This window comes from Gilliamella sp. W8136, assembly GCF_016101285.1.
GTDB classification, from domain to species: domain Bacteria; phylum Pseudomonadota; class Gammaproteobacteria; order Enterobacterales; family Orbaceae; genus Gilliamella; species Gilliamella apicola_N.
In genome coordinates, this window is the sequence record NZ_JACFQU010000002.1 from 170,714 (window position 1) to 196,768 (window position 26,055).

Sequence of the window (26,055 nt, forward strand, 5' to 3'; positions counted from 1 at the left end):
AATTAATATTGATGATTTTGCATTGCAGTATAAAGTTGTTCAATCTGACTAACAATAGGATTATTGCTTTCAATACCAGAAATATCACAAAATGTTTGAACTACCCCTTTGTTGCTAATTTGTTGGGTTAGGTCGGTGGCTTGATCGTCGTCATCATTGCGATAATTTAGGGCTGCAGCAATGCCGATAAGCAAATTACTATTCTTTAGTTCATACTCAAATGTGCCAAGTAACGGTTTCACTAATCGATCGCCAGATCCTAATTTGCGAATGGGTTGACGACCCACACGAGCCGTATCATCATGGAGATATGGATTTTCAAAGCGTGTGAGGATCTTCTCAATATAAGCTTGATGTTTAGCTGGGTCAAAATTGTAACGTTTTATCAGTACTTGACCGCTTTCCTGCATGGCTCCTTGTACAACAGCGCGAATGCTATCAACTAAAATAGCATCACGGATGGTCGCAATGTTATTGTAAAATCCTAAATAAGCGGTAATGGCATGACCTGTGTTTAAGGTAAATAATTTACGTTCGACAAATGCCATTAAGTTATCAACTGGCTCCATACCTTTGATTTGTGGAATATCACCAATAAATTGATTTTTATCGACAATCCATTCGGAAAATGTTTCAACTGTGACTTCTAATATATCCCCTGTTTTAGAGGTTGCCGGTGGTACGATGCGGTCAACGGCTGAATCAACAAAGCCTATATGATTGTTCATCCATTGGTGGAGTTCATGAGGTATATATTTAAATATTTCTTGTTTAAATTGGCTGGTTCCTCGTACCATGTTTTCACAAGCGATGATGTTAAGAGGGGCAGTGTTGGCTTGCTGATGCCTTGCAATTAATCCCTTTGCCATATTTTCAGCAATGCGAGCTAAAATCTGTGGACCTACTGCGGTAGTCACTAAATCGACTTTCGCAATATAGTCACTTACTTCGTTTGATGAGCTATTAATAGCGTCAACATTGTGGACTATTTCGGTGGTTGATTGTTCGCCTACTACATTAACCGGGTACTGGTAACGTTTAGCGATTTCGTTAATCACTTGCTCGTTAACATCAGCAAACGTTACATGAACACCTGCATCTGATAATAGTTTACCGATAAATCCGCGCCCAATGTTGCCAGCGCCAAAATGTAATGCTTGCATTTTTTTACCTTTAATTTTTATTGAATGTAATTAATTAAACAACTTTCCCGCAGTAGAGCGGGGAAGTCATTGTGATGTAATATTTAACTTAATATTGCTAACACTTCATCAAAGTGGGTTGTGCTTGATAGTTTGGCAATAATGTTTGGATCATCTAACGCGTTAGTTAATTTGGCTATCACATCTAAATGTTCGTTATTGCGAGCAGCAATTCCGATAACGATTTTGGCTTTGTCATCCGCTTCTTCACCAAATTTTACCCCAGCAGGATATTGGCAAAAAACAATACCCGTATTGATTACACTGTCTTTGGCTTCAATTGTGCCATGAGGTACAGCAATGGATTCACCAAGATAGGTTGATGTTAGCCTTTCACGTTCGAGCATTGCTTCAATATACACGGGTTTAACATAGCCGTTATCCACTAATTTTTGTCCAGCAAAACGGATTGCTTCTTCTTTGTTTTGAGCCGTTAATCCTAAAAAGATGTCCTTTTCTGTTAATTTAAATAACGGCTGGTTACGATCTGTTGATGTTGCAATATTACTATTATTCGTATTGCTAACGTCTTGTGCTGCAACCAATTCGTTCACAAGTTGGCTATATAAATCACTATCTAAGAAATTAGTTAATGAGATGTGATGGGCATTTGGTGCATATTGTTTGGCTCGTTGAGTTAAATCTTTATGAGTAATAACAATATCGGCATCGGAAGTTAGATTGTTGATTGCAAGGTTGATAACATTAATATCTAGGTTGGCATCTTGTACTTTTTTACGCAATACACCCGCCCCCATTGCACTTGATCCCATTCCTGCATCGCACGCGACAACAATTTTTGTTACGTTACTAAGATTAAACGTTTCTGTTTTTAATCCTTTGGATTCGTCTTTCATTGCTATAACATCTGATTGCGCATCTTCAAAACTTTTATCTGCATTTTTAGTTGTTTTTAATAATACTACTGAGACAAGGAATGATACCGTTGCTGCGGCAATAACTGAGATACTTACACCAAGCATTGAAGCTTTAGGAGTCACCGCTAATATGGCAATAATTGAACCAGGTGAAGCGGGTGAACTTAGGCCAGAACCAAAAAGGGTAAGTGTAAATACTCCCGTCATCCCACCTAAAATCATGGCAATAATTAAACGAGGATTCATTAACACATATGGGAAATAAATTTCGTGAATACCACCAAAGAAGTGAATGATTGCCGCGCCACTTGCTGAACCTTTTGCCGCACCTTTACCAAAAAACATATAGGCAAGTAATAATCCCAAGCCTGGTCCAGGATTCGCTTCAATTAAAAAGAAAATGGATTGTGCATGCTCGGCTGCTTGTTGAATACCAAGTGGTGAAAATATACCATGGTTAATGGCATTATTTAAAAACAAGATTTTTGCTGGTTCAACAATAATAGAGGTAAGTGGTAATAAATTATGTTGTACCATAAAGTCAACGCCACTCGCCAGTACACTAGATGCAACAACTACTGAAGGTCCAATGGCAAAGAATGATAGTAAAGCAAGGAGCATACCGATAATACCTGCTGAAAAATTATTTACTAACATTTCAAAGCCACTTTTGATTTTACCGTCTACGGCTTTATCAAATTGTTTAATCATCCAGCCACCTAATGGACCAACAATCATTGCGCCTAAGAACATTGGAATTGATGCACCAACAACCACCCCCATGGTCGTTATGGCACCAACAACGCCCCCGCGTTCGCCATGAACTAATTTACCCCCACTGTATCCAATTAATAATGGTAATAAATACGTAATCATTGGGGCAACAAGTTTGGCAACATTTTCATTAGGATACCAACCTGTTGGAATAAAAATTGCGGTAATAAATCCCCAAGCAATAAAAGCCCCGATATTAGGCATCACCATATTACTTAAGAATCGCCCAAAGTTTTGGACCTTTAATTTAATGTTTGATGTTGTCATAAAATTAATCTTTCCTTGTTGATTGATATAATCATGATGCTGTTATTGTAGAGGCATTTATTAACCAGATTCATCTGAAAAAATTAGTAAATGTGACCTTTATCACACTTCAAAAGGTGGGGTATTTTCTGATTTTGTGATTTAGATCACACTTATAAAGCAGTTAAATGCTTTTAGGGAAGTTTGGTATAAATTTTATACTAATGATTTTAGATGTTTGTTTGATTTTAATGGATGATTACCCATAATAATTAAGCCATTATGGGCTTAACTATCATGGGTTTGGTTTTACTCAACCGTTACCGATTTTGCTAGATTTCTTGGTTGGTCGACGTCTGTGCCTTTGATTAATGCAACATGGTAAGCCAGTAATTGGGTTGGCACCGTGTAGTAGATTGGCGCAGTGATCTGTTCAATATAAGGTAAATTGATGATATGCATGGTGTCGTCGCTGACAAAGCCTGCATCTTGCTCAGCAAATACATAAAGTTGACCGCCGCGGGCACGAACTTCTTCAATGTTGGATTTTAGTTTTTCTAACATTTCATTAGTGGGTGCCATAACGATTACTGGCATATCTGCATCAATTAATGCTAAAGGGCCGTGCTTGAGTTCACCAGCAGCATAGGCTTCGGCATGAATGTATGAGATTTCTTTTAGTTTTAGTGATGCTTCCATGGCGATTGGGTATTGATCGCCTCGTCCTAAGAATAAGGTGTGATGCTTATTAACAAATTGGCTTGCTAGTTTTTTAATTTGCGGTTCACACATTAATACTTGTTCAATACGATTTGGTAAGGTCTGTAAGGCATGTATAATGGCTTGCTCGGTGCTTTCTGCCATGTCATTTAGGCGCCCTAACTTAGCAACTAATAATAGCAATACCGTTAATTGAGTCGTAAATGCTTTTGTGGATGCAACGCCTATTTCTACCCCAGCTTTAGTTAATAGTACCAATTCAGCTTCACGTACAAGGGTTGAGGCTGCCACATTACAAACTGCGAGTGTACTTAGGTAGTTGTTTTCTTTTGCTAGCCTTAGCGCAGCTAAAGTGTCAGCAGTTTCGCCTGATTGCGATAACGTGATAAATAAGCTATTTTTTCGCCGTGCTGGGTTGCGATAGCGGAATTCTGAAGCTATTTCAACATCACAAGGAATACCTGCTAATGCCTCAAACCAATAGCGAGCAACCATACCCGCATTATAGGCGGTGCCACATGCGACAATTTGTATATGTTCAACTTGTTTTAAAATATTTTCGGCATGTTCTCCGAGTTCTGATAAATCCACTTTACCGTGTGCCATACGACCTTCAAGGGTATTTTTTATGGCATTAGGTTGTTCGTAGATCTCTTTTTGCATATAGTGGTTGTAACCAGCTTTGCTACCCGCATCGTATCTGGCATCGGATTCAATACGAGGACGGGTGACTTGCTGATAATTTTTATCTAAAATTGTAATTGTATTATGACTAATGAGGGCAATATCACCTTCTTCTAAAAAGATAAATTGACGTGTAACCGGTAGTAATGCAAGTTGATCTGAGGCAATGAAATTTTCGCCTATACCACAACCAATGACTAATGGGCTGCCTGAACGCGCAGCGACTAATATATCAGGATTACGAGTGTCCATTATCACCGTACCATAAGCTCCACGCAATTGTGGTATGGCTTTTTGTACAGCTTCGAATAATGAGCAATCTTCAGTGGCAATGATGTCATGAATTAGATGAGCAATAACTTCAGTATCGGTTTCAGAACGGAACTGGTAACCTTTAGCAATAAGTTGTTCTCGTAATGTTTCGAAGTTTTCAATAATACCGTTATGCACAACAGTAATAAATCCAGAAACATGTGGATGGGCATTATGTTCAGCTGGTTCACCATGTGTTGCCCAGCGGGTGTGAGCAATACCGATTGAACCTTTCAGTGGGTGCACTTCAACAGCATCTTTCAGAGCTTGAACTTTGCCAACACGACGAATGCGTTGCAGTTCACCTTTTGGAGAAATAATAGCAAGTCCCGCAGAATCATAACCTCGATACTCTAATCGTTTTAAACCTTCTAATAATATTTCTGCTACATCACGCTTGGCGATAGCGCCCACAATACCACACATAGTTTATCCCTCGTTTTTTATTTTGGTTGGACGTTTCCAACCACTAAATTGCTTTTGTCTAACTCGGCTTACGACTAATTCGTTATCATTAACATTGTTGGTGACAGTGGTGCCTGCTGCGATGGTTGCACCTTTACCAACTTTAACAGGGGCAATGAGCTGGGTATCTGAACCCACAAATACATCATCTTCAATAATCGTTTTAAATTTATTGGCACCATCGTAATTACAGGTAATAGTGCCGGCCCCAATATTGACATTGCTACCGATTTCACTATCGCCAAGATAACTTAAGTGTCCTGCTTTGGTTGCTTTACCTAAGTGCGCTTTTTTAAGTTCAACAAAATTGCCAACGTGTACTTGTTCATCAAGCTCTGAACCCGGTCTTAATCGTGCGAAAGGTCCGATGGTACATTGCTGTGCAATGGTTGAATGTTCAATTATGCTGTATGGGCTGATAATTGAATCATCATCAATACGACAATCTTTTAAGATACAGCCCGCGCCAATAATAACGTTATTGCCCAGTTTTACATCACCTTCAATAATGACGTTACAATCAATTACCACATCTTTGCCATGGGTTAGTGTGCCACGTAAATCAAAACGGTTAGGATCAAGCAGTGTGACGCCAGCAAGTAATAAGTTTTGTATTTGTTGATGTTGATAGTGTCGTTCTAATGTGGCTAACTGTAATCGATTATTCACACCTTCAACTTCAAATTGCTTTATTGGATGAGAGGTCAATATCTCGTACCCGTCCTGATAAGCAAAAGCAATAACATCAGTCAAATAATACTCTTTTTGTGCGTTATCATTGGTTAAGCGCGCTAGCCAGTTTTTTAACAGTTTGCCCGTCACCAACATAATGCCAGTATTAACTTCATTAATTTTTTGCTGCTCTGGTGAAGCATCTTTTTGCTCAACAATCGCAACAACCTTGCCATCTTTTCGCTCAATACGCCCATAACCAGTAGGGTCATCAAGTATAACGGTCAGTAACGCAATACCTTGTTTGGGTTTACTCGAAATTAAATTTTGTAGGGTAGGTAGTGATATAAGTGGAGTATCACCATATAAAATTAAGATATCTTCGTCATCTTCAATATAGGGAATAGCTTGTTGTACTGCATGCCCAGTACCAAGCTGTTGAGCTTGATAGACCAACTGTACAGGCTGATCTTTAAGCGCATTTTCAAGCTGTTGTTTACCATGACCGTAAACAATATTGATACGATTGGTGTTAAGTTGTTCAACTGTATCAATTACATGTTGAAGCATCGGTTTAGCGCCGATTTTATGTAAAACTTTAGGAAGGTTGGAATACATCCGAGTGCCTTTTCCTGCCGCCAAAATAATTACACTAAGTTTTGGGGTTGAAATTGCCATATTTATTTCCGCTCAGGTTAAATTAGCATAATACTATAATCAAAGTTTTTTATTAAATCATCCACACTTTATTAATTTTTATCATAAAAAAAGTTAGATGTAGTTTTATTATCTTTCTTAATTGTGAAATTAGGTTCAAAAAAATATTATCAATATAGATTCAAGAGTAATAAGTCGATATTTCAATTTCTATAAAAAATAGAAGCAATATTTAGATGACTAGTAAAAAAGCAATAGAGGTTGTTTCCATTAAGATCTATCCAAAGTTATATAAAAAACGATAAACACGATAAAAAAGTTATTATGATTTATCTAAAATGCTTGGTTAACACTCAAACAGCCGATAACCTCAATCCATGTATCAATTGAAAATTGTTCCGATCTATATTCTACTTTTTAAACAAAAAAGATAATAAATTCCCAAAAAAGAGAATTAAGGTAGTCGTACTTACTGAGTTGTGATGATATAACTACAGATAAAATACTGATTAATTTTCAATGTTTATATATAATAGTTTACGCTTGCAATCCTTATAATCAGTTAACTACTATCAAATGAAATAAAAAGATGCAGGTATAAACCCTTTAATAGGAAATTTAAAAAATGAAAGTTTTATTACTCTATACTACTCACGAAAAGCAAACATTTAAAATTATGCAGCGCATCGAAAATCAACTAACCAGTAAATGTGATTGTGATGTGATTGAGCTTTTACCTAGTACTAATATCGATCTTACCAAGTACCAAGCCGTTTTGTTGGGTTGTTCTATTCGTTATGGATTTTATAGTAAAGTAATGAAAAAATTTATTGATGATAATTATCAGCAATTAAATAAAATGAGATCGGGCTTTTTTGGTGTGAATGTTGTAGCCAGAAAGTCGCATAAAAATACCCCTGAAACGAATTCATATACAAGAAAATTCTTAGCTAAAATTGCATGGCAACCAACCATTAAAGCCGTTTTTGCTGGTGCGCTTTATTATCCAAAATATAATTGGTTTGACCGTAATATGGTTCGTTTCATAATGTGGTTGGGTAAAGGCGATACAGATGTGACTAAACCTATCATTGAATATACTGATTGGGCTAAAGTCGATCAATTTGCAGCACTATTTTATACTCAAACGTGTAGTTAACCTGAAACTTCTTGTCAAAATAGATTAGTATTTTTCTGACTTTATCAAATGATAATGTTCTTTTAAAGAAACTTTGTGATATAGATCAACATTTGGGCTAAAAAGGTGTACAATATCGCGCCTAAAGAATCTATCTCCTAATTGGGATTTTAATTGTGATTGAAAATTTAAGAAATATTGCCATTATTGCGCACGTTGACCATGGTAAAACAACTTTGGTTGATAAATTATTAAAACAGTCAGGTACGCTAGATAATCTGCGTGGTGACGATAACGAACGTATAATGGATTCTAATGCGCTTGAAAAAGAGCGTGGTATTACTATCTTAGCTAAAAATACAGCGATTGACTGGAATGATTATCGCATCAATATCGTTGATACCCCAGGCCATGCTGATTTTGGTGGTGAAGTTGAACGTGTTATGTCAATGGTCGACTCAGTATTACTGTTAGTTGATGCGATGGACGGACCAATGCCTCAAACCCGTTTTGTAACGCAAAAAGCGTTTGCTTATGGTTTAAAACCAATTGTGGTTATTAATAAAGTTGACCGTCCGGGTGCTCGTCCTGATTGGGTTGTTGATCAAGTATTCGATCTGTTTGTAAATTTAGGTGCAACGGACGAACAGCTTGATTTCCCTATTGTTTATGCTTCTGCATTAATGGGGATCGCTGGTTTAGATCATGAAGATATGGCTGAAGATATGACGCCATTATTTGAAGCAATCGTTAAACATGTTGAGCCACCAAAAGTTGATTTAGATGGACCATTCCAAATGCAAATTTCTCAACTTGATTACAATAATTATGTTGGGGTAATTGGTATTGGTCGAATCAAACGTGGTCGCGTAAAACCAAATCAACAAGTAACTATTGTTGATAGTGAAGGTAATAAACGTACTGGTAAAGTTGGGCAAGTACTAGGTCATTTAGGCTTACAACGTTATGAAGCAGAAGTTGCCGAAGCGGGCGATATTATTGCGTTAACTGGTCTTGGTGAGTTAGGTATTTCTGACACGATTTGTGATAACAGTTGCGTTGAAGCGCTACCGCCATTAACCGTTGATGAACCAACTGTTACAATGTTCTTTAATGTTAATAGCTCACCGTTTGCGGGTAAAGAAGGTAAATTTGTAACTTCTCGCCAAATCCTTGAGCGCTTGAAGAAAGAGCTTGTACATAATGTGGCACTTCGAGTTGAAGAAACGCCAGATCCTGACGCATTTAGAGTGTCTGGTCGTGGTGAGTTACACTTATCTGTATTAATTGAAAATATGCGCCGTGAAGGTTATGAACTTGGGGTTTCTCGACCTAAAGTAATCTTCAAAGAGATCGACGGTAAAAGACAAGAACCATTTGAACAAGTAACTCTTGATATTGAAGAGCAACATCAAGGTTCAGTGATGGAAGCACTTGGTTTACGTAAAGGTGATCTAACTAATATGTTACCGGATGGTAAAGGTCGTGTGCGTTTAGATTATGTTATTCCAAGCCGTGGTCTTATCGGTTTTAGAACTGAATTTATGACGATGACATCCGGTACAGGTTTGCTTTATTCTACATTTAGTCATTATGACGATGTACGTCCAGGCGAAATTGGTCAACGAATTAATGGTGTCATGATTTCAAACGGTACTGGTAAAGCACTAGCTTATGCGCTTTATAGCTTGCAAGATCGTGGTAAATTATTCTTAGGTCATGGTGCTGAAGTTTATGAAGGTCAAATTATTGGTATTCATACACGTTCAAATGATTTAACCGTTAACTGTTTAACTGGTAAAAAATTAACTAATATGCGTGCATCAGGTACTGATGAAGCAACGACACTTTCACCACCAGTTAAAATGTCATTGGAACAAGCGTTAGAATTTATTGATGATGATGAATTAGTGGAAGTAACGCCACTATCTATCCGTTTACGTAAGCGTCATTTAACTGAGAATGACCGTAAACGTGCGTTTAGAAATAATAATAAAGACTAACCTGGGTGAATAATCTGTAATAGATTAATTACAGGTTATAACTACTGAATAAAAGACCTCGCTATTTAGCGAGGTTTTTTTTGGCTTTAACTCTGGCAATCGCATCAGCAATAGATTGTTTACGATCTTGTTGACTCGTTTGGTTACTGTGATTAACAGCCATTGTGCGCGGAAATAGTATGGTTGGCGGCACAAGTTGATTGTAATTTAATCGTTGCTGTTTTTTCTCAGTGAGTTGTAATTCTTCATTTTCACTTAGTGCTGTACCTAATGTACTTAATGTAATACAGTCTGTTGGACAAGTATTAATGCAATTACTGCACGAAGTACATAACTGCGGTAATATGGTGTGTAATACTTGTTTACTGCCGACAATGGCATCGGTCGGGCAAACGCGAATACATTTGCCACAGCCAATACAATTTTCTTCATCAATAAAAGCTTTATATTGTTGTTTGGTTTGCATAATAACTTCTTGCATTAACTTAAACCTACAATATTACCATCTTTGTCAATATCTATTTGTCGATAAGCTGGATTAGTACCAAGTCCTGGCATCGTCATAACATTACCAGCATAAACGCGAATAAATCCAGCACCAGCAGAAATCGCTAAATGACTGATATCAACATCAAAATCAGTTGGTACATTTTTTAAATTCGCATCAGCACTGATTGACATAGGTGTTTTGGCAATACAAAGAGGTAGATGATCCAGTTTTAATGCTTCAATCTCTTTGATATTTTCGAGCGCCTTTTCAGAAAGATTCGCTTTTATGGCACCATATTTTTTTACCATTGTTTGAATTTTGTCGATTAAAGGCATGTTATCTGGATAAGGTAGCTTAATTTCACTTGGCATATCACACGCTTTAATAACATGGTGTGCCAGTTTTTCAGCACCTTTACCACCTTGGGTAAATACTTCACTAACTTCACAAGCAAACGCACCATGTTCAATGGCATATTTTTGTAAGAAAGCAAGTTCTTCATCACTATCATGAGGAAAACGGTTGATAGCAACAATCACCTGTAAACCATAACTTTTCGCATTGTTAATATGCCATGCTAAGTTAGCGGCACCAATTTCGAGTAGTTCAACATTCGATTCTGATATCTCTTTTGGAATGGCTTGTCCTGGTTTAATGTTATATTTACCACTGTTTGATTTAAGGCTGCGTACGGTTGCAACTAACACCACACAAGATGCTTTGATACCTGCTTGACGATATTTGATATTGAAGAATTTTTCCATGCCCATATCCGATCCAAATCCAGCTTCAGTAATCACATAATCAGCAAGTTGCAAAGCAATGCGATCAGCAATCACAGAAGAGTTACCATGGGCAATATTAGCAAAAGGTCCAGCATGAATTAATACAGGGGTATGTTCGACAGTTTGCATTAAATTCGGATTGATGGCATTTTTTAATAGTACCGTCATTGCACCCGCAACTTCAAGTTGTTCTGCGGTAATGGGTTCACCTTGAGTATTATAGGCTAAAATAATTCGACCAATACGCGCACGCATGTCATGTAAATCAGACGCTAATGCTAAAATTGCCATCAGTTCTGATGCAGCAGTGATTTCAAAACCGTCACGGCGTTCAATACCATTTACACCACCACCAACGCCAACATTGATATGACGTAGTGCACGATCATTGTGATCAATAACACGTTTCCAAACGATACGATTGACATCAATATTTAAACGCTGTAAACCCGTTTGTGCCGTAAACTCATCACCCAAACGTTCTTCATGATAAAGGCGTGCATCTAATGCAGCTGATGCTAAATCATGAGCCGCTGTGATAGCGTGAATATCACCTGTTAAATGTAAATTTAACGTTTCCATAGGTAAAACTTCGGCCTGACCACCCCCGGCAGCACCACCTTTTACACCAAACACTGGACCTAAACTTGGTTGACGAATACAGGCGATGGCTGTTTTACCAATGTAATTTAATCCTTCACTCAGTCCAATTGTATTAACGGTTTTACCTTCACCAAGAGGGGTTGGGGTAATGGCGGTAACTAATATCAATTTACCTTTTGGTTTGTTTTGATTTGATTTAAGAATAGATAAATCGATTTTTGCGACATGTTTACCATAAGGTAAAACGTATTGTTCAGGAATATTATATTGCTCTGCGATTTCAGTAATTGGACGTAAGGACATAGTTATTCTCATTTAATTATAATTTTGAAGTATCAGTATAAATAATTTAAATTGCCGAATAAAGCGACAATTTTATCTTTGTCGATTTTCGGCACAATTCTTAATTATATTGTTATAATAATGCAATACATTCAATCAAAGGAAAATTGTTAAATGAATTGGTTTTCACAGTATGCTCTCTTCTTGGCAGAAACAGCAACAGTAGTAATTGCTATTTTGTCCATTCTTATTTTTATATTAAGTCAACGTCGCAAATTATCAATTGTTGCGGGGCGTTTATCTGTTAAAGACATTAGTCAGGAATATGAGCAAATTAAAGATGATATATTGATGTCGAGTATGGATGAACTTGAAGCTAAGCAATATACGAAAGATCTTAAAAAACAGAAAAAACTTGAGAAAAAACAGGCAAAATTAGCCGTCAAACAAAAACAGAAACAGGATAAAAGTAGTAACCAAGTTGCTGGTGCTAAACCTAAGCTGTTTGTTTTATCATTTAACGGTAGTATGGATGCACATGAGGTTGAAGAGTTACGTCAAGAGATCACAGCTGTTCTTGCTATTATCAAACCAGAAGATCAAGTCGTCATTAAATTAGAAAGTCCTGGTGGTGTTGTTCACGGTTATGGATTAGCTGCTTCACAATTATTACGTTTTAGAACGCGTAATATTCCTTTTACTGCTGTTGTTGATAAAGTGGCAGCAAGTGGCGGTTATATGATGGCGTGTACCGCCAATAAAATTGTTGCTGCGCCGTTTGCTATTGTGGGCTCAATTGGTGTGGTTGCTCAAATTCCAAACTTTAACCGCTTACTTAAAAAACATGATGTCGATATCGAACTACAAACAGCCGGTGAATACAAACGTACATTGACGATGTTTGGTGAAAACACTGATGAAGGACGTCAGAAATTTAAGCAAGAATTAGAAGAGACTCATCTATTATTCAAAGATTTTGTTAAAGAGTATCGTCCTAATGTTGATATTGAGCAAGTAGCAACAGGCGAACACTGGTTTGCAGCCCAAGCAAAAGATAAAGGCTTAGTGGACGAAATCAGCACCAGTGATGATTTTATTTTATCGCATCTTGATACCCATAAAATTATCTCAGTCAGTTTTCAACGTAAACAAAAGCTGTCTGAAAGAATCTCTAAAAATGTGGTCAAAAATGTTGAAAGATTATTGTTTAGACAAGGAAATGGGCTTTAATAGCCCTTTTCTTTATTCTGTAAAATTAAGAGGTTTATTCATTAAATATAAGTAAATATTTCAGCTCTCATAACGGCTTACTTAAACTTCACTAATAAAAAATATTACCGACCATTATCTTTTTTATCTATTCATTCAAAATTCTGGATAGGAATGGGATTTTTTATTGCCAAAAAAGCTTAAATAACATACTATTACCAAAAAATAAAAAGGTTAAGGATAATAATGGTATGAAAAAGGTTTTTTGTTGTTTGTTTCTTATATTAAGTGTTGTTTCATTTTCTTCATCCGCAATCAAAAAAGAAAAATATAATCCAGTAGATAAAGATATTTTTGTTTTTGATCAATATTCCGCTGATGCTATTAACCTAAAAAAATACAGTGGGTTATATTCTGAACCAAATTCACGTTCACTATTTTATCCTTCTTACAAAAAATATAACGGAATGGAAGGTTATTTGGACAAAGAGGTCAAAGTTGGAAATAAAGTTTACTTTAAGATAGTTTTGAAAAATGGAGAAGTTCTTTATCTTAATGACCTCAATTCTTATGATCAGATAGTGAGTGTAAAAAATTATCAAAAACGATTAGATGAGATTGAGAAGTTAAAAGAAATTAAATTTCCTAATATAGACGATTTATACGTGGCTAAGGTAGAAACAGATCCAAAATTGAAAGATATTTATATCATCACATTTTCAAATGGTCTAAGATTAAACAATGCTAACCTTAATGGGCTTTTATCCCTATCAGAAAAAATAACTAATCCAAATGATTTATATCAATTCCTTGATATTATTAGTACTGATAAGATAAATTTTACCTATAATTCTCAAAATAATCTTATTAAGATCGAGTTAAAAAGCGAACCTTTGAGTATAGAAACCTTTATTTTTAAAGAAAAATTATATACTACAACCGTTACTGCCATATTGAGCAACAAAGATCGATTATTCATTGATAATTTTAAAATATTACAAAACGATAATATATATGAACCATCCAGTGACTTAACTTTCAAAAGTAAAAGTGGAACCACTGTATATGAGTGGACTAAATTTATTCTAAATAATCAATTTGTATCTTATGTCAATTCACTTAATGATAAAAATGATGTGAAAGTAAGATTTTATGGTTCACGAAAAAATGTGGAAAAGAAAATAGATTCAAAAACTATTGCTAAAATCAAGAAACTATCAACATTAAATGCTCTATTAGCTAAGTATTTTAAATCGGGTCTAGAATAACATTTATGCAATAATTGTTTATTCAATCATTTAAAAATAACCCGCTTCTGCGGGTTTTTTATTGTTTATAATGCTCAAATTCAAACCTGAATAATTATTAAACAAATAAAATCTTTATTATTAAATAAAATATTTTGTTCTATTTACCGCCCTATAAATTAGTCATCCTTTTCTTTAAAATTTTGGTAATCGAATATGTATATCAATGAATATTGACTATTTTTAAGTTCAATATCTCTTCGTATTTATTCATCTCATTTTTTCTAAGGATTTTGTTATTTTCTAGCAATAATATTAATCGTTAAAATTGACTTTCTATTCTTTGCATTGAAGTTTAATATATGTTCATATTCATACATTCCCATGAATATCGTTCCATTCCTTTATTTATCTTTTCTATAAATCATTAATCATAGCGCTTGAGGACAATTATTATGTTTCAATGGCTTTTTAACTGGATTTTAGATGGACTCAAACACTCACCAGAAATACTTTTGTTTTTATCATTAAGTTTAGGGTATTTAATCGGTGGTATTCGGATTGGTAAATTTCAACTAGGTGGCGTAGCAGGATCGTTATTAGTTGCTGTTGCTTTAAGTGTTTTTGGCGTTACCGTTGATGCTGGCGTTAAAGCCGTTCTTTTTGCTCTGTTTATTTATGCGGTTGGATTTGAAAGTGGTCCACAATTTTTCCGTTCATTAGGTGTTAAAACACTTCGTGAAATTTTTTTAGCACTTTTTATTGCGGTTGCAGGTCTAATTACTGTAGTTGTGCTTGCCAAAGTATTTCATTTAGATAAAGGGCTTGCAGCAGGTTTAGCGGCAGGTGGTTTAACACAATCGGCCATTATGGGTACAGCGTCTGATGCATTAACTCAATTAGGTGTTAGTCCTGAAGAACTTAGCCGATTACAAGGTAATGTTACCATTGGTTATGCGGTAACTTATATTTTTGGTTCACTCGGTGCGATCATCATCTGTGTTAATATTTTACCAAAAATAATGGGGCGAGATATTGGCGATGATGCTATTAAAGCTCAAGCTGAACAGCTTCATGGTTCGCTATTATTAGGTGCTAACCAAAATTTTGCTTTATCCGATATTAGTGGTCGATTATATCGTGTCACTAATAAGATTAACCAAAGCGTGTCTGATATCGAAAAAACAGTTAATGGTATTAGTATTGAACGTATCAAACGTGGCAATAAAATTTTGGAAGCATCACCTGATACCTTAATAAAAGCTAAAGATATCATTTTGGTGGTCGGTCACCGTGATGCCATGATACAGGCCAACGATCTTCTTGGTTCGGAAGTGGATTCTGCTTCAGGTATGGATGTTGTGATGAATACACAAGATGTTGAAATGCGTAACTCTCGTTATGTCGGTCAAAGTTTATCACAAGTGTTATCATCTGATGAAGTAATGCAATTAAAACATGGCATCTATCTTGTCGCTATCCATCGTGATGGACAAACACTGCCGCTTAATAACGATTTTCATTTCAAATTAGGTGATGTAATCACCATCTATGGTACCGATAGTGATCTTCGTCGTGTGATTGATAAAATCGGTGCACCAATCACAAAAAGCGAAAAAACAGACTGGATATTCCATGGTTTAGGTTTAGTAGTTGGTCTGATAATTGGTTTAATTGTTATCCGTGTTAGTGATATTCCAATTACCTTAGGTGCTGGTGGTGGGGCGTTGCTTTCAGGTTTGTTATTCGGTTGGTTCCGTTCACTTCATCAAACTATTGGTAATATTCCAACCGGTGCGGTGCAATTGTTAAAAGATTTTGGTTTAGCTGGCTTTGTTGCGGTAGTAGGGTTAAGTTCAGGCCTGCAAGCTATCAATACTATTCGCGAACAAGGATTGTCATTATTCTTAATTGGTGTTGTGGTCACAGTGTTACCAATGTTACTCGCAATTTACTTTGGTAAATATATTCTTGGTTACAAAAATGCTGCTGTATTTGCTGGTGCTCTAGCTGGAGCTCGTAGCGCTAATCCTGCTTTTGGTGAAGTTCTTAACAAAGCGGGTAACTCTACACCAACAAACTCTTTTGCTATCACTTATGCTTTGGCTAATGTCTTCCTGACTTTATTAGGACCATTGGTTGTGGCCTTTGTTTAATTACAATCTTACTTTAAGGATACAGAATATGAAGAACCAAACACAATATGCTAAGTACGCTAATTTAAGTCCTTTTGAGTTAAAAGATAACTTAATTAAACTGGCACAAAGCCATGCTGATCGAGCCATGTTAAATGCAGGTCGAGGTAACCCTAACTTTTTAGCCATTTGGCCAAGACAAGCATTTTTCCAATTAGGGATCTTTGCAACGCAAGAATCTGAAATGTCTTATTCTTATCTAAATGAGGGGGTTGGCGGATTTCCAATTAAAGCGGGATTAACAGGGCGCTTTGAACATTTTATTCGCCAAAATTATAATAAAGAAGGCGTTTCGTTTTTAGGTAAAGCGTTTTCTTATATTCGTGATCAACTTGGGCTTGATGAAAATGCTTTTTTACAAGAGATGGTTGAAGGCATTTTAGGTTGTAACTATCCTGTTCCTGATAGGATGCTCCGTTTTAGCGAAGAAGTGGTAAAATCTTATGTTCTACAGCAGATGGGCGCCCAATACCTTGATCGAGATGATCTTGACTTGTTTGCTGTTGAGGGCGGTACCGCCGCTATGGCATATATCTTTAATTCTATGAAAGAAAATAATTTAATCCAAAAAGGGGATAAAATTGCCATTGGTGCTCCGATCTTTACACCTTATCTTGAAATCCCAGAACTAAACGATTATCAATTGGTTGAGGTGTTGATCAACTCTGATCCTGATGCTAATTGGCAGTATCCAGAGTCAGAATTGCGTAAACTTGAAGATCCCTCTATAAAAGCATTCTTTTTGGTCAACCCTTCCAATCCACCATCCGTAAAAATAGATGATAAAGGATTAAAAATCATTGCTGATATTGTTAAAAAACGCCCAGATCTTATTATATTAACCGATGACGTTTATGGTACCTTTGCTGATGATTTCCAATCTTTATTTGCGATTTGTCCTAAAAATACCATTTTAGTCTATTCATTTTCTAAATATTTTGGGGCTACAGGATGGCGTTTGGGTGTTATTGCAACAACAAAAGATAATGTTTTAGATAGAAAAATTAAAGCATTGCCTAGCAAAACCAAGCAAGTCTTAAATAAACGTTATAGCTCAATTGTAACTGAACCCGAAAATCTTAAATTTATTGATCGTTTAGTTGCAGATAGCCGAGCTGTTGCGTTAAATCACACAGCTGGACTTTCAACACCACAACAAGTGCAGATGGTTTTATTTGCATTATGCGAAATGATTGATACCGATCAAAGTTACAAAGCTGCATTAAAATCATTGATCCGTCGTCGTGCTGCGTCTCTTTATCAACATTTAGGCCTTAAACACACTGTGGATAAAAATAGTGTTGATTATTATACTTTAATTGATCTTGAACATATTTGTCGTGAATTATATGACGATAAATTTGCTAAATGGATCTTAAAAAATAAAAATCCGTCTGAAATGTTATTTAGAATAGCTGATGAAGCTGGAGTCGTTTTATTACCTGGTAAAGGTTTTGCTGTGCAACATCCTTCTGCTCGTGCATCTTTAGCGAATTTAAATGAATATCAATATGCAGCGATTGGCTTGTCAATGCGTAAACTTGCACAAGAGTATTATGATGAGTACAAAAGTAAAGCAAAGAAAAAATAGTTAATCATTTAATCTGATTACTTATAAAACCCTAGTTTATCTAGGGTTTTTTTATTCTAATTGATTAGTTAGTATAAATCTTATTTATTTAAATTGACTAAAAACAAATTAATTTAATATTGTTTTTTAATTCTAATTAGTTATTTGACAGCTTATTTTTTAGTCTATAAGATTGTAAATGAAAATCATTATCAATTGTAGCGTGTTCGGATGAAAAAAATAACTGCAAAATTTAGTCTATTTAGTTTGTGCCTTATGAGCTGTTATAGTTCTATTGTTCTTGCTGAAAGTAATATCAAAGATATCAAGGAAGATAGTGAAAAAGATAAATTGGACACAATCACTGTTATTGGTGAAGGGGTGCAACGTAGTGAATTACAAACGAGTTCAAGTTTAAGTGTTATAACCAATAAGGATATCGAAAGACGTCCCGATCTTTACTCTCTAACAACTGTACTTAAACAAACTTCCAATATATTAGAAACCGGATTAGGCAATCAATTACCCACAATTCGAGGTGTTGAGGGCTCATCAGCTCATGGTGCAATATCTTTTTTAGCGGGTGCTCGCCCTAGAGTTAATGTACAAGTTGATAGTGATAATTCTAATTATGATGAATTAGCGTTCGCAACTAAATCGCTATGGGATATCAAGCAAGTCGAAGTTTATCGTGGACCACAAAGTTATGCTCAAGGACGTAATTCTATAGCTGGTGCTATTGTTATGCAAAGTAATGATCCCATCAATAAATTTGAAGCGGCAGCAAAAACGGATTATGGTAATCAAAATAAACGTCAATTTGCTGCCATGCTGTCTGGTCCATTAGTTGATGAGCAATTACTCTTTCGTTTTACGGTTGATGATCAACGTCGTAAATCTTATGAACATTTAGCAAATTATCATCCAGCAGGTGATTCAAGGAAATTTAAAGCCACCACAACTAAGGCTAAATTACTTTGGTTACCTTCAGCTGTGCCAGATTTTTATAGCCGTTTAACCTTTAAACATGTAGATTCACGAAATCCTCAGGGTGAGTTTAAACCAACAACAAATTATGATACCTATCGCTCTGTATTCAAAATTCGGACTTCAAGCACAATTTGGGATGCAGGTTATCAATTTAATGATACATGGGAATTTGAAAATAAAGTTGTTTATTCAAATTATATTCATGACCGTTTTTCTCTGCCTTCTGGAGCACCATCAAGAGTTGAGGGGCACAAATGGCAAGTTCAACCAATTTTAAGATACAACAATGGTACGTATAAAGGTTTATTGGGTCTATTTTATTTTCAGTCACCACAAGATGACAGTATTTTATTAGGAGTCCGCAACCGTTATCATGATGTTACTAAAACTAAAGCGGTTTTAGGGGAGTTTACCTTTAAACCAATTGAAGTTATCGAAGTTAATCTATCAGCTCGTTATGAGCAAGAAAAACATACCCGCAAAGGTGGTAGCTTATTTCTTTTAAATTATGATAATAAAACAAATGTTTTCTTACCGAAATTTGATATTGCTTATCTAATCAGTGATGACCAGCGTATTGGCGCTAAAATTGCTCGTGGTTATAATCCAGGAGGGGCTGGAATTACATTTACATATCCTTTTTCCACATACAGTTATGGTACTGAATATCTTTGGAACTATGAACTTTATCACCGCTGGCTTTCAGACGATAAACGTTTAAAAATTAATACTAATATTTTCTATAACGACTATAAAGATATGCAAATTGAGTATTCTCATCCACTCGGTATCACTATTGCTAATGCCGATAAAGCTATAACTTATGGTGCAGAATTTAATATTGAGTGGCAAGCAACACAAAATTTAAATTTAACCACCAGTTTGGGCTTACTTAAAACCAAAATAAAAAAATACAGTGATAGTAAAAGTTATAACGGTAATAAGTTAACACGAGCTCCTGATTATACCTTTAATTTAGGCGGTTATTATAACCTACCATATGGATTGGAAACTGGATTAAATGCATCGTTTGTGGATAGTTACTTTACTGATGCATCAAATAATAAGGCATCTAAAATTGATAGTTATTATCAAGCAAATGCTTATTTAGCATATAACTTCAAACAAGGTCGAATTATGCTTTATGCTGATAATGTTTTCAATTCTCATGACAAAATAAGCCTTATGTCTTCATCTTCTCGTTATAGTACTTATCAGCAACCACGACAAGTAGGTATTTCTGCGCAAATAAACTATTGATAAATTAGTTAAATATTACATTTATGAAAGATTTAAATTTGTTTTAGTTTCACAAAACAGATTGTTTTAAATTTACCAAATCATGGGTGGTAATGGGTTATTAAAATATTTTTTTACTATTAAATAATTATATTAATAAATATGTTAGGAACACAAAGTTAGTACTTCAAAAGGAAAAATGAATAAATGAATGACAAAGCAACTATTAAATTGCCCAAAAATGTTTGGTTATTATTTGTAAGCCTTTATATTACAGAATATGTGGGTACTGGTTTTTTGACCATCGCCTTAGCATTAATCTTAAGGAAAGATGGCATGGAGTTAAACCAATTAAGTCTGATTCCTTTAATGATGTTACCAATAGGGTTGAAAATTTTATGGGCACCTATTGTTGATAAATATTTAAAAAGACGATTATCTCATTATCGTAATTGGTTAATCATCTCTTTAACCTTTATGTTAATTTGTCTGATGAATATCGCTTTCCTAGATCCTATTAAACAATTTTACATCATTCTACCCATTGTCTTTATTTTTTCGATAATGACAGCTACTCAAGAATTAGCCATATCCGGATTGGCCTGTAATATTTTTTTAGCCGAGCAGCGTTATCTTATTTCAAGTATCAAGACGAGTGGTTCAATGATCGGTAATATTCTAGGTGGCGGTGTGATATTGCTACTTTATGCTTATATTGGTTGGATGTGGTGCTTATTATTGATTACTGTTTTAGTGGGTTTTACATTAATTCAACTTTTCTTTTTTGAAGAGTACCGTTACAGCCAAAATCAGCCTATTGCCGAAAGTAATGATCCTCAATATTGGAAAAATCTGATTACCATTTGGAAAGGTAAAATAAATTGGTTAATTATCTTAATACTTATGCCGTTTAGTTTCCTCCCCGCTTATAATCTATTATCGCCAATACTTGTTGATGATGGTTGGTCGTTGCCAGATATTGCTATTTTATTAAAAGTATTTGGCTCAATTGTGAGCTTAGTGGCAGTTGTGTTAATTTCAAAAATCCTAAAACGTTTAACAAGAAAACAGAGTCTAGTCTATTCGTTGCTTTGTCATGCTTTTTGTTTACTATCATTTATACCGATTTCGTTAGGATATGTGAATGTATTTAGTGTCTATTTAGCCTGTTTTCTTTATTTCTTTAGTTTACCTTTAATGTCGATAGCGATTACTGCCATTATCATGGACAATTCGGATAGCTCACAGGCTCGTTCCACTGCTTGGAATGCCCAATTGGCACCAAGTTACTTTTGTGGATTTGCGGTAATATCATTAAGTTATTATCTTGCACAAAATTTTGGTTATTTTCCTGTTGTCATTGGTTCAATAGCACTTGCATTTTTCAATGGGATTTATGCAAGTAAAGTGATAAAAAATTAAAATAATAATGAATTGTTTAATCATCATTTTTCAAAAAAGCCCCGACTAGCGGGGCAGATGATGTACCATTCCCTGTCTTTGTAACAACTCATATCCCTAAAACAGTTGCGTTTTATTTGCTCATTGGAAGTTAAACTGGCTGTTTTAATTGTTATCGAATCAAAACAGCCAATTAGACCGTTTAACGTCATGCCTAAGACGTTCATCAAAACCGCAGTATGTTCATAAGCCCCTGCTAGCTACTTGAATCTTATTAACCCACTAAATAACTCGTAGTATTGTTTAATGACTCTGTTAACTCGATTGGTTTTGATGCAATAATGATAATATAAGTTATCATTATTGTCAATAATATAAGTTATCGATTGAGAATTTAAGTTATGAAAAAGTTATCGTATTTAACCGAGTTAAGCGAAAATGTAGTATAAGAAAAGCCCATCTAAGGGCTTAATAAGCATCATCAGACATTAATGCCATGCGTTTTAGAGGTAGCACCATAACAAGCTTAATGAATATAAATCAACATATAGATCTGTATGATGAATAGACCAATTAAATGAGTATTGATGATTGCCACCACACACGTCCTAAGATATTAATTTCATCTTGTGAGATAACTTCATCTTCATAATCAGGATTGTAACTTCTGATTTTGATTAGGTTATTGGGCAATCTTTCAAGTATTTTAATTCTTAGTAAACCAGAGTGATTAATAGCATAAATTTTACCATCGCGAATATTGGTATCAGCTTGGTCAATAGCAACCGTTGCTCCATCTTGAAAAACTGGCTCCATACTATCTCCATAAACAGTTAAACAGACCGTGCAGTTTTTATCAATACCATATCTACGCATGGTTGAACGCGACATGCGTAATTGATAACCATTGTAATCTTCAATATCATCAGCAAAACCATCTCCAGCAGATAATCTGACATCTTTATAAAATGGTACTTCAATTTCGTCATCATTAAGTGGTGTTTTACTATCCCATTCATCCATCGTTCCCACTATTTTTGCATTAGACAAGTTTTTACCTATATCAGGTTTGCCAATTCCTTTCGTTAACCAAAGGAGATCAACGTTCAAAGCAGAAGCAATCTCAATAATTTTACGGGATGTGCTGGATTTACCAGAAATAAGTTTTTGAATGGCTGGTTGACTAATTTTTACCATTTCAGCAAGTTGATGCTGAGACATGCCTGATGCTTCTAAAGCCCAATTAATTCTATCAGTAAAGGTATTCATATCGTTATCTCATGGTTTTTATGTTGTAAGTATATAATTTAAGTTATCACGCATCAAATAACAATAGTTATTGATTGGTTCGATAATATTGGTTATAATGTTGAAAACATAAGTTATCAAAAATAAGTCGCCGATTAGAAGATAACTTATAATTTCTTTTTCAACAATAACCAAAAAATAGCCGTGAAATTTAGTGAGCAATTTAAACGAATGTCTAAATGGTTTTTTGGGATATAAAGCAAATTAAATTCTTATAAGAAAAATAACTATAAAACCTATAGATAATAAAATAAAAGCATTAATTATAAGAGGTAACAATGAAAGAGACTAAAGAGATTTTAACAGCATGGAAAAATACTCGTGTACTTAAACGTATCGGAACTGAGTATCCTTCACAATCAGCTGTTGTTACTGGTGCTGCTAGAAGTTTTGATTATCGCCAATACCTGACAGAGGAAGAAGCAGAAATAGTGGATAAAGCTATTTTAAATTTAAAAGAATACAATCTTGTTCAATGGACTGTTTTAATGACTTACTATTTAAAAAATGTCTCATGTAATGCACAAGCTAAAGTTATAGGTAAACGTCCTCATGATATTATTAATATACTCAATCAAGCAGAAAGTTTTATTGGTGGTTACATTTACCCATTTTTCAAATAAGTTAGATCAAATGCAGAGCACCGCGCAAATTAGTAATTTATATTTAAATAAAGCCTAGCTAAAAATCGCTAGGCTTTGTTGTTTCTAGACAAATTTTAATTATCGCTAATATCTGACAAAAAAGAATGAAATAATCAATAATATTATTTTTAAACTAAAGTTTATTAACTTTGAATGGTGGGGTGTTTTAATTATTTATTATTTGAAAAATATTTTATTTGATGAATAAATAAAAACCATAAACAAATTTTTTCATAACAACATTTGAGTCTTTTATTAGTCTTGTTAGTTTAATTGACGATTATATTTGGCTTTCTAAAGATAAATCATATTAACCTATTGACATTGCGCAAATTAGCATATATAATTACCCCATAATGCAATTTAATATGCATGCAAACAAAGCCCAACTAAAACTAGTTGGGCTTTTTTATTTCCAAAAAAATTATTTTTATAAAATTAGTTCTAGAAACCATAAAGTTAGTATTGATTAATATGTCTAAAACAATACTCAAAATTTATCGATTCTTTTATTATAATTAACCCATTTCAATTTTATTGTGATTTTTCATAACAACCGTTTATAAATATTGATACTCATTGACGAATATAAACTTTTAAATCTTATAAGTTGCAAAAATTAAAACCAAGAATGGTAATACAAGATTTATGTTTATTAATAAACTTTTCTATTTTTGAAAAATAACATGGCTAATTAATATTAAAATAATTTACTAATAAAACATAACTGAATCTCCAAATAATATAACTAATAAATTTATTAATGTTCATGATAAATCTAGAATATTAATAAAAAATAAAACGTTCAATAAAGGATAAATTCTAAATACTGCTAGTCAAAAAAATCATTCACTCATCACATCATGAACCTTAATTAATAGCCTATTAATATAGAAATTTAGTTTTCATATTAGTGGAATCTTAATTTATATTCTTTTTAACTATTAAAATTTAAATACGTAAAAGGGTCAAATAATATGCCAATAAAAGATCCAGACAACATAAATTGGACAGTCATTGTCTATTTATTTTTTATCACTTTTTTAGGCTCATTAGCCAGTTATTGTTACCATTTACTCAATGGTAATAAATTCTTTCTATGGACACTTATCGCTCAAATTTTTATATCTATTTTTGCTGGTGCTTTGGTTATCTTTATTGCAAGTTATTTTAATTGGGCATTTGAAGTAGCGGGAGGTATTGCTGGTTTAGCTGGTTGGTCAGGTGCTAATTTAATTAAAGTTCTTGAAGAAAAATTAATAAAACAAATTAATAATAAACAATAAATTATTAATTAAAATGTTTTACTAATACAAATTTATCCGCTAATAAATTTATATAAAAGTTGTCTTTAGAGTTATTAAAAAATGGTGTTTTTTAACATTACTTAAAAAGTCAATTTTAATCATTACTTATCTTTATATGAACCAATCTAAGTCTTTTTTAGTTTCCATTCATTATCAAAATAAACTTCTTATTTAACGAATCACTCAAAAATTATCAAACATAAGGAAAATAAATGAATATTAGTCAAGAAGGTATCGATCTGATAAAAAGCTTTGAAGGTCTAAAATTAGAAGCATATAAATGTCAAGCTGGTATATGGACTATTGGTTATGGTCATACTAAAAATGTTAAAGATAAAGACATAATCAGTAATTCTCAGGCTGATTGTTTTTTAGTACAAGATCTCTATTTTATTGAGCAGTCAATTAATCAATTGGTTAAAGTCGAACTGAATCAAAATCAATATGATGCATTATGCTCTTTTGTCTTTAATGTAGGTGTTTTAGCATTTAATCAATCGACACTGTTGGCAAAATTGAATATGGGTAATTATATTGGCGCTTCAAATGAGTTCGAACGTTGGAATAAAATTACGGTTGATGGCATCAAACAATTTTCTACGGGCTTAACAAATCGCAGGAAAGCAGAAAAGAACCTATTTAATAAATAATAATTAATAGGATAGAAAAAATGAATAAATTTATTGGCATTTTTATCTTTCTTTGGCTAGCGTTATTTTATAAGTATATCGAAGAGGTTCGTATCTCGAAAGAAAGACATGCTCAAGTACAAGAGTTAACGAGTAAGCTTTTTCAACTTGAACAAAAAAATATAATTGATAATCAAATTATTGCCAATAATGAACTAACAAAAAGAAATCTTGAAAACCAATCATTACAAATGCAGGAAAAACTCGATGATTTACTTAAAAATAACAATTGCGCTAATGAGTATGTTCCTGATGATATTGCTAACAGGTTGTACGAAAGAGCGAAAGGTATACGTCAATCAACCGATATCCGAAAATCTGTTAACTGATTGTCTACCATTATTA

At 34.2% G+C, this 26,055-nt stretch carries 19 protein-coding genes; 12 read left to right on the forward strand and 7 right to left on the reverse strand.

The features are described from left to right. Positions 1–2 precede the first annotated feature (2 nt). The 4 genes from H3T96_RS02005 to glmU form a co-directional block, all read right to left on the reverse strand. Complete coding sequence (locus H3T96_RS02005) at positions 3–1,163, reverse strand: mannitol-1-phosphate 5-dehydrogenase (RefSeq protein ID WP_144093092.1); 1,161 nt, start codon at positions 1,161–1,163, stop codon at positions 3–5. A gap of 83 nt (positions 1,164–1,246) precedes the next feature. Then, the gene (locus H3T96_RS02010; RefSeq protein WP_144093090.1) at positions 1,247–3,121 is read right to left on the reverse strand and encodes a PTS mannitol transporter subunit IICBA; all 1,875 of its coding nucleotides are present in this window, start codon (positions 3,119–3,121) and stop codon (positions 1,247–1,249) included. Between the two features lie 288 nt (positions 3,122–3,409). After that, complete coding sequence (gene glmS / locus H3T96_RS02015) at positions 3,410–5,242, reverse strand: glutamine--fructose-6-phosphate transaminase (isomerizing) (protein WP_144093088.1); 1,833 nt, start codon at positions 5,240–5,242, stop codon at positions 3,410–3,412. 3 nt (positions 5,243–5,245) lie between these two features. Further along, complete coding sequence (gene glmU, locus H3T96_RS02020) at positions 5,246–6,625, reverse strand: bifunctional UDP-N-acetylglucosamine diphosphorylase/glucosamine-1-phosphate N-acetyltransferase GlmU (protein ID WP_370545710.1); 1,380 nt, start codon at positions 6,623–6,625, stop codon at positions 5,246–5,248. A 610-nt stretch (positions 6,626–7,235) separates the two neighbouring features. On the opposite strand from glmU, the gene hemG reads away from it, so the two are divergent. Both hemG and typA read left to right on the forward strand, forming a co-directional pair. Then, positions 7,236–7,769, forward strand: a complete 534-nt coding sequence (hemG, locus tag H3T96_RS02025) for a menaquinone-dependent protoporphyrinogen IX dehydrogenase (RefSeq protein ID WP_144093084.1) — start codon at positions 7,236–7,238, stop codon at positions 7,767–7,769. Positions 7,770–7,924: 155 nt separating this feature from the next. Further along, positions 7,925–9,751 carry a translational GTPase TypA gene (gene typA, locus H3T96_RS02030; protein WP_025314826.1) on the forward strand — a complete coding sequence of 609 codons (1,827 nt, stop codon included), beginning with the start codon at positions 7,925–7,927 and terminating at the stop codon, positions 9,749–9,751. A gap of 61 nt (positions 9,752–9,812) precedes the next feature. Here typA and H3T96_RS02035 read toward each other — a convergent pair whose 3' ends face one another. Beyond that, the gene (locus H3T96_RS02035) at positions 9,813–10,232 is read right to left on the reverse strand and encodes an RnfABCDGE type electron transport complex subunit B (protein WP_025314827.1); all 420 of its coding nucleotides are present in this window, start codon (positions 10,230–10,232) and stop codon (positions 9,813–9,815) included. Continuing rightward, positions 10,232–11,932, reverse strand: a complete 1,701-nt coding sequence (locus H3T96_RS02040; protein ID WP_198248572.1) for a formate--tetrahydrofolate ligase — start codon at positions 11,930–11,932, stop codon at positions 10,232–10,234. Before H3T96_RS02040 ends, H3T96_RS02035 begins: the two co-directional genes overlap by 1 nt. Positions 11,933–12,085: 153 nt before the next feature. On the opposite strand from H3T96_RS02040, the gene sohB reads away from it, so the two are divergent. The 6 genes from sohB (at position 12,086) to H3T96_RS02070 (ending at position 21,783) form a co-directional block, all read left to right on the forward strand. Then, entirely contained in the window at positions 12,086–13,141 is a 1,056-nt protein-coding gene (gene sohB / locus H3T96_RS02045; RefSeq protein ID WP_144093079.1) for a protease SohB, read from the forward strand. A gap of 230 nt (positions 13,142–13,371) precedes the next feature. Continuing rightward, positions 13,372–14,388, forward strand: coding sequence for a hypothetical protein (locus tag H3T96_RS02050; RefSeq protein ID WP_086325995.1), 1,017 nt, complete (start codon positions 13,372–13,374; stop codon positions 14,386–14,388). Positions 14,389–14,822: 434 nt separating this feature from the next. Beyond that, positions 14,823–16,523 (forward strand): aspartate-alanine antiporter, encoded by a 1,701-nt coding sequence (aspT, locus tag H3T96_RS02055; protein ID WP_084390232.1) that lies wholly within the window; start codon positions 14,823–14,825, stop codon positions 16,521–16,523. 28 nt (positions 16,524–16,551) lie between these two features. Further along, positions 16,552–18,153, forward strand: a complete 1,602-nt coding sequence (locus H3T96_RS02060; RefSeq protein WP_086301680.1) for a bifunctional aspartate transaminase/aspartate 4-decarboxylase — start codon at positions 16,552–16,554, stop codon at positions 18,151–18,153. A gap of 210 nt (positions 18,154–18,363) precedes the next feature. Then, positions 18,364–20,382 (forward strand): TonB-dependent receptor, encoded by a 2,019-nt coding sequence (locus H3T96_RS02065; protein ID WP_144093077.1) that lies wholly within the window; start codon positions 18,364–18,366, stop codon positions 20,380–20,382. Between the two features lie 186 nt (positions 20,383–20,568). After that, complete coding sequence (locus H3T96_RS02070; protein WP_086325992.1) at positions 20,569–21,783, forward strand: MFS transporter; 1,215 nt, start codon at positions 20,569–20,571, stop codon at positions 21,781–21,783. A 552-nt stretch (positions 21,784–22,335) separates the two neighbouring features. Here the strand turns inward: H3T96_RS02070 and H3T96_RS02075 are convergent. Next, positions 22,336–23,031: a helix-turn-helix transcriptional regulator gene (locus H3T96_RS02075; RefSeq protein ID WP_086325991.1), complete on the reverse strand. Its 696-nt coding sequence runs from the start codon at positions 23,029–23,031 to the stop codon at positions 22,336–22,338. Between the two features lie 317 nt (positions 23,032–23,348). Between H3T96_RS02075 and H3T96_RS02080 the strand changes: the two genes are divergently transcribed. The 4 genes from H3T96_RS02080 to H3T96_RS02095 all read left to right on the forward strand — a co-directional run bounded on the left by H3T96_RS02080 (position 23,349) and on the right by H3T96_RS02095 (position 26,039). Continuing rightward, complete coding sequence (locus H3T96_RS02080) at positions 23,349–23,693, forward strand: antiterminator Q family protein (RefSeq protein WP_086327768.1); 345 nt, start codon at positions 23,349–23,351, stop codon at positions 23,691–23,693. Between the two features lie 998 nt (positions 23,694–24,691). Continuing rightward, a complete protein-coding gene (locus tag H3T96_RS02085) occupies positions 24,692–25,000 on the forward strand; it encodes a phage holin family protein (protein WP_198226584.1) in 309 nt (102 codons plus the stop codon). Positions 25,001–25,233: 233 nt separating this feature from the next. Beyond that, positions 25,234–25,671, forward strand: coding sequence for a lysozyme (locus H3T96_RS02090; RefSeq protein WP_086336718.1), 438 nt, complete (start codon positions 25,234–25,236; stop codon positions 25,669–25,671). A 20-nt stretch (positions 25,672–25,691) separates the two neighbouring features. Continuing rightward, positions 25,692–26,039 carry a DUF2570 domain-containing protein gene (locus tag H3T96_RS02095; protein ID WP_144093075.1) on the forward strand — a complete coding sequence of 116 codons (348 nt, stop codon included), beginning with the start codon at positions 25,692–25,694 and terminating at the stop codon, positions 26,037–26,039. The last annotated feature ends 16 nt before the right edge of the window (positions 26,040–26,055 follow it).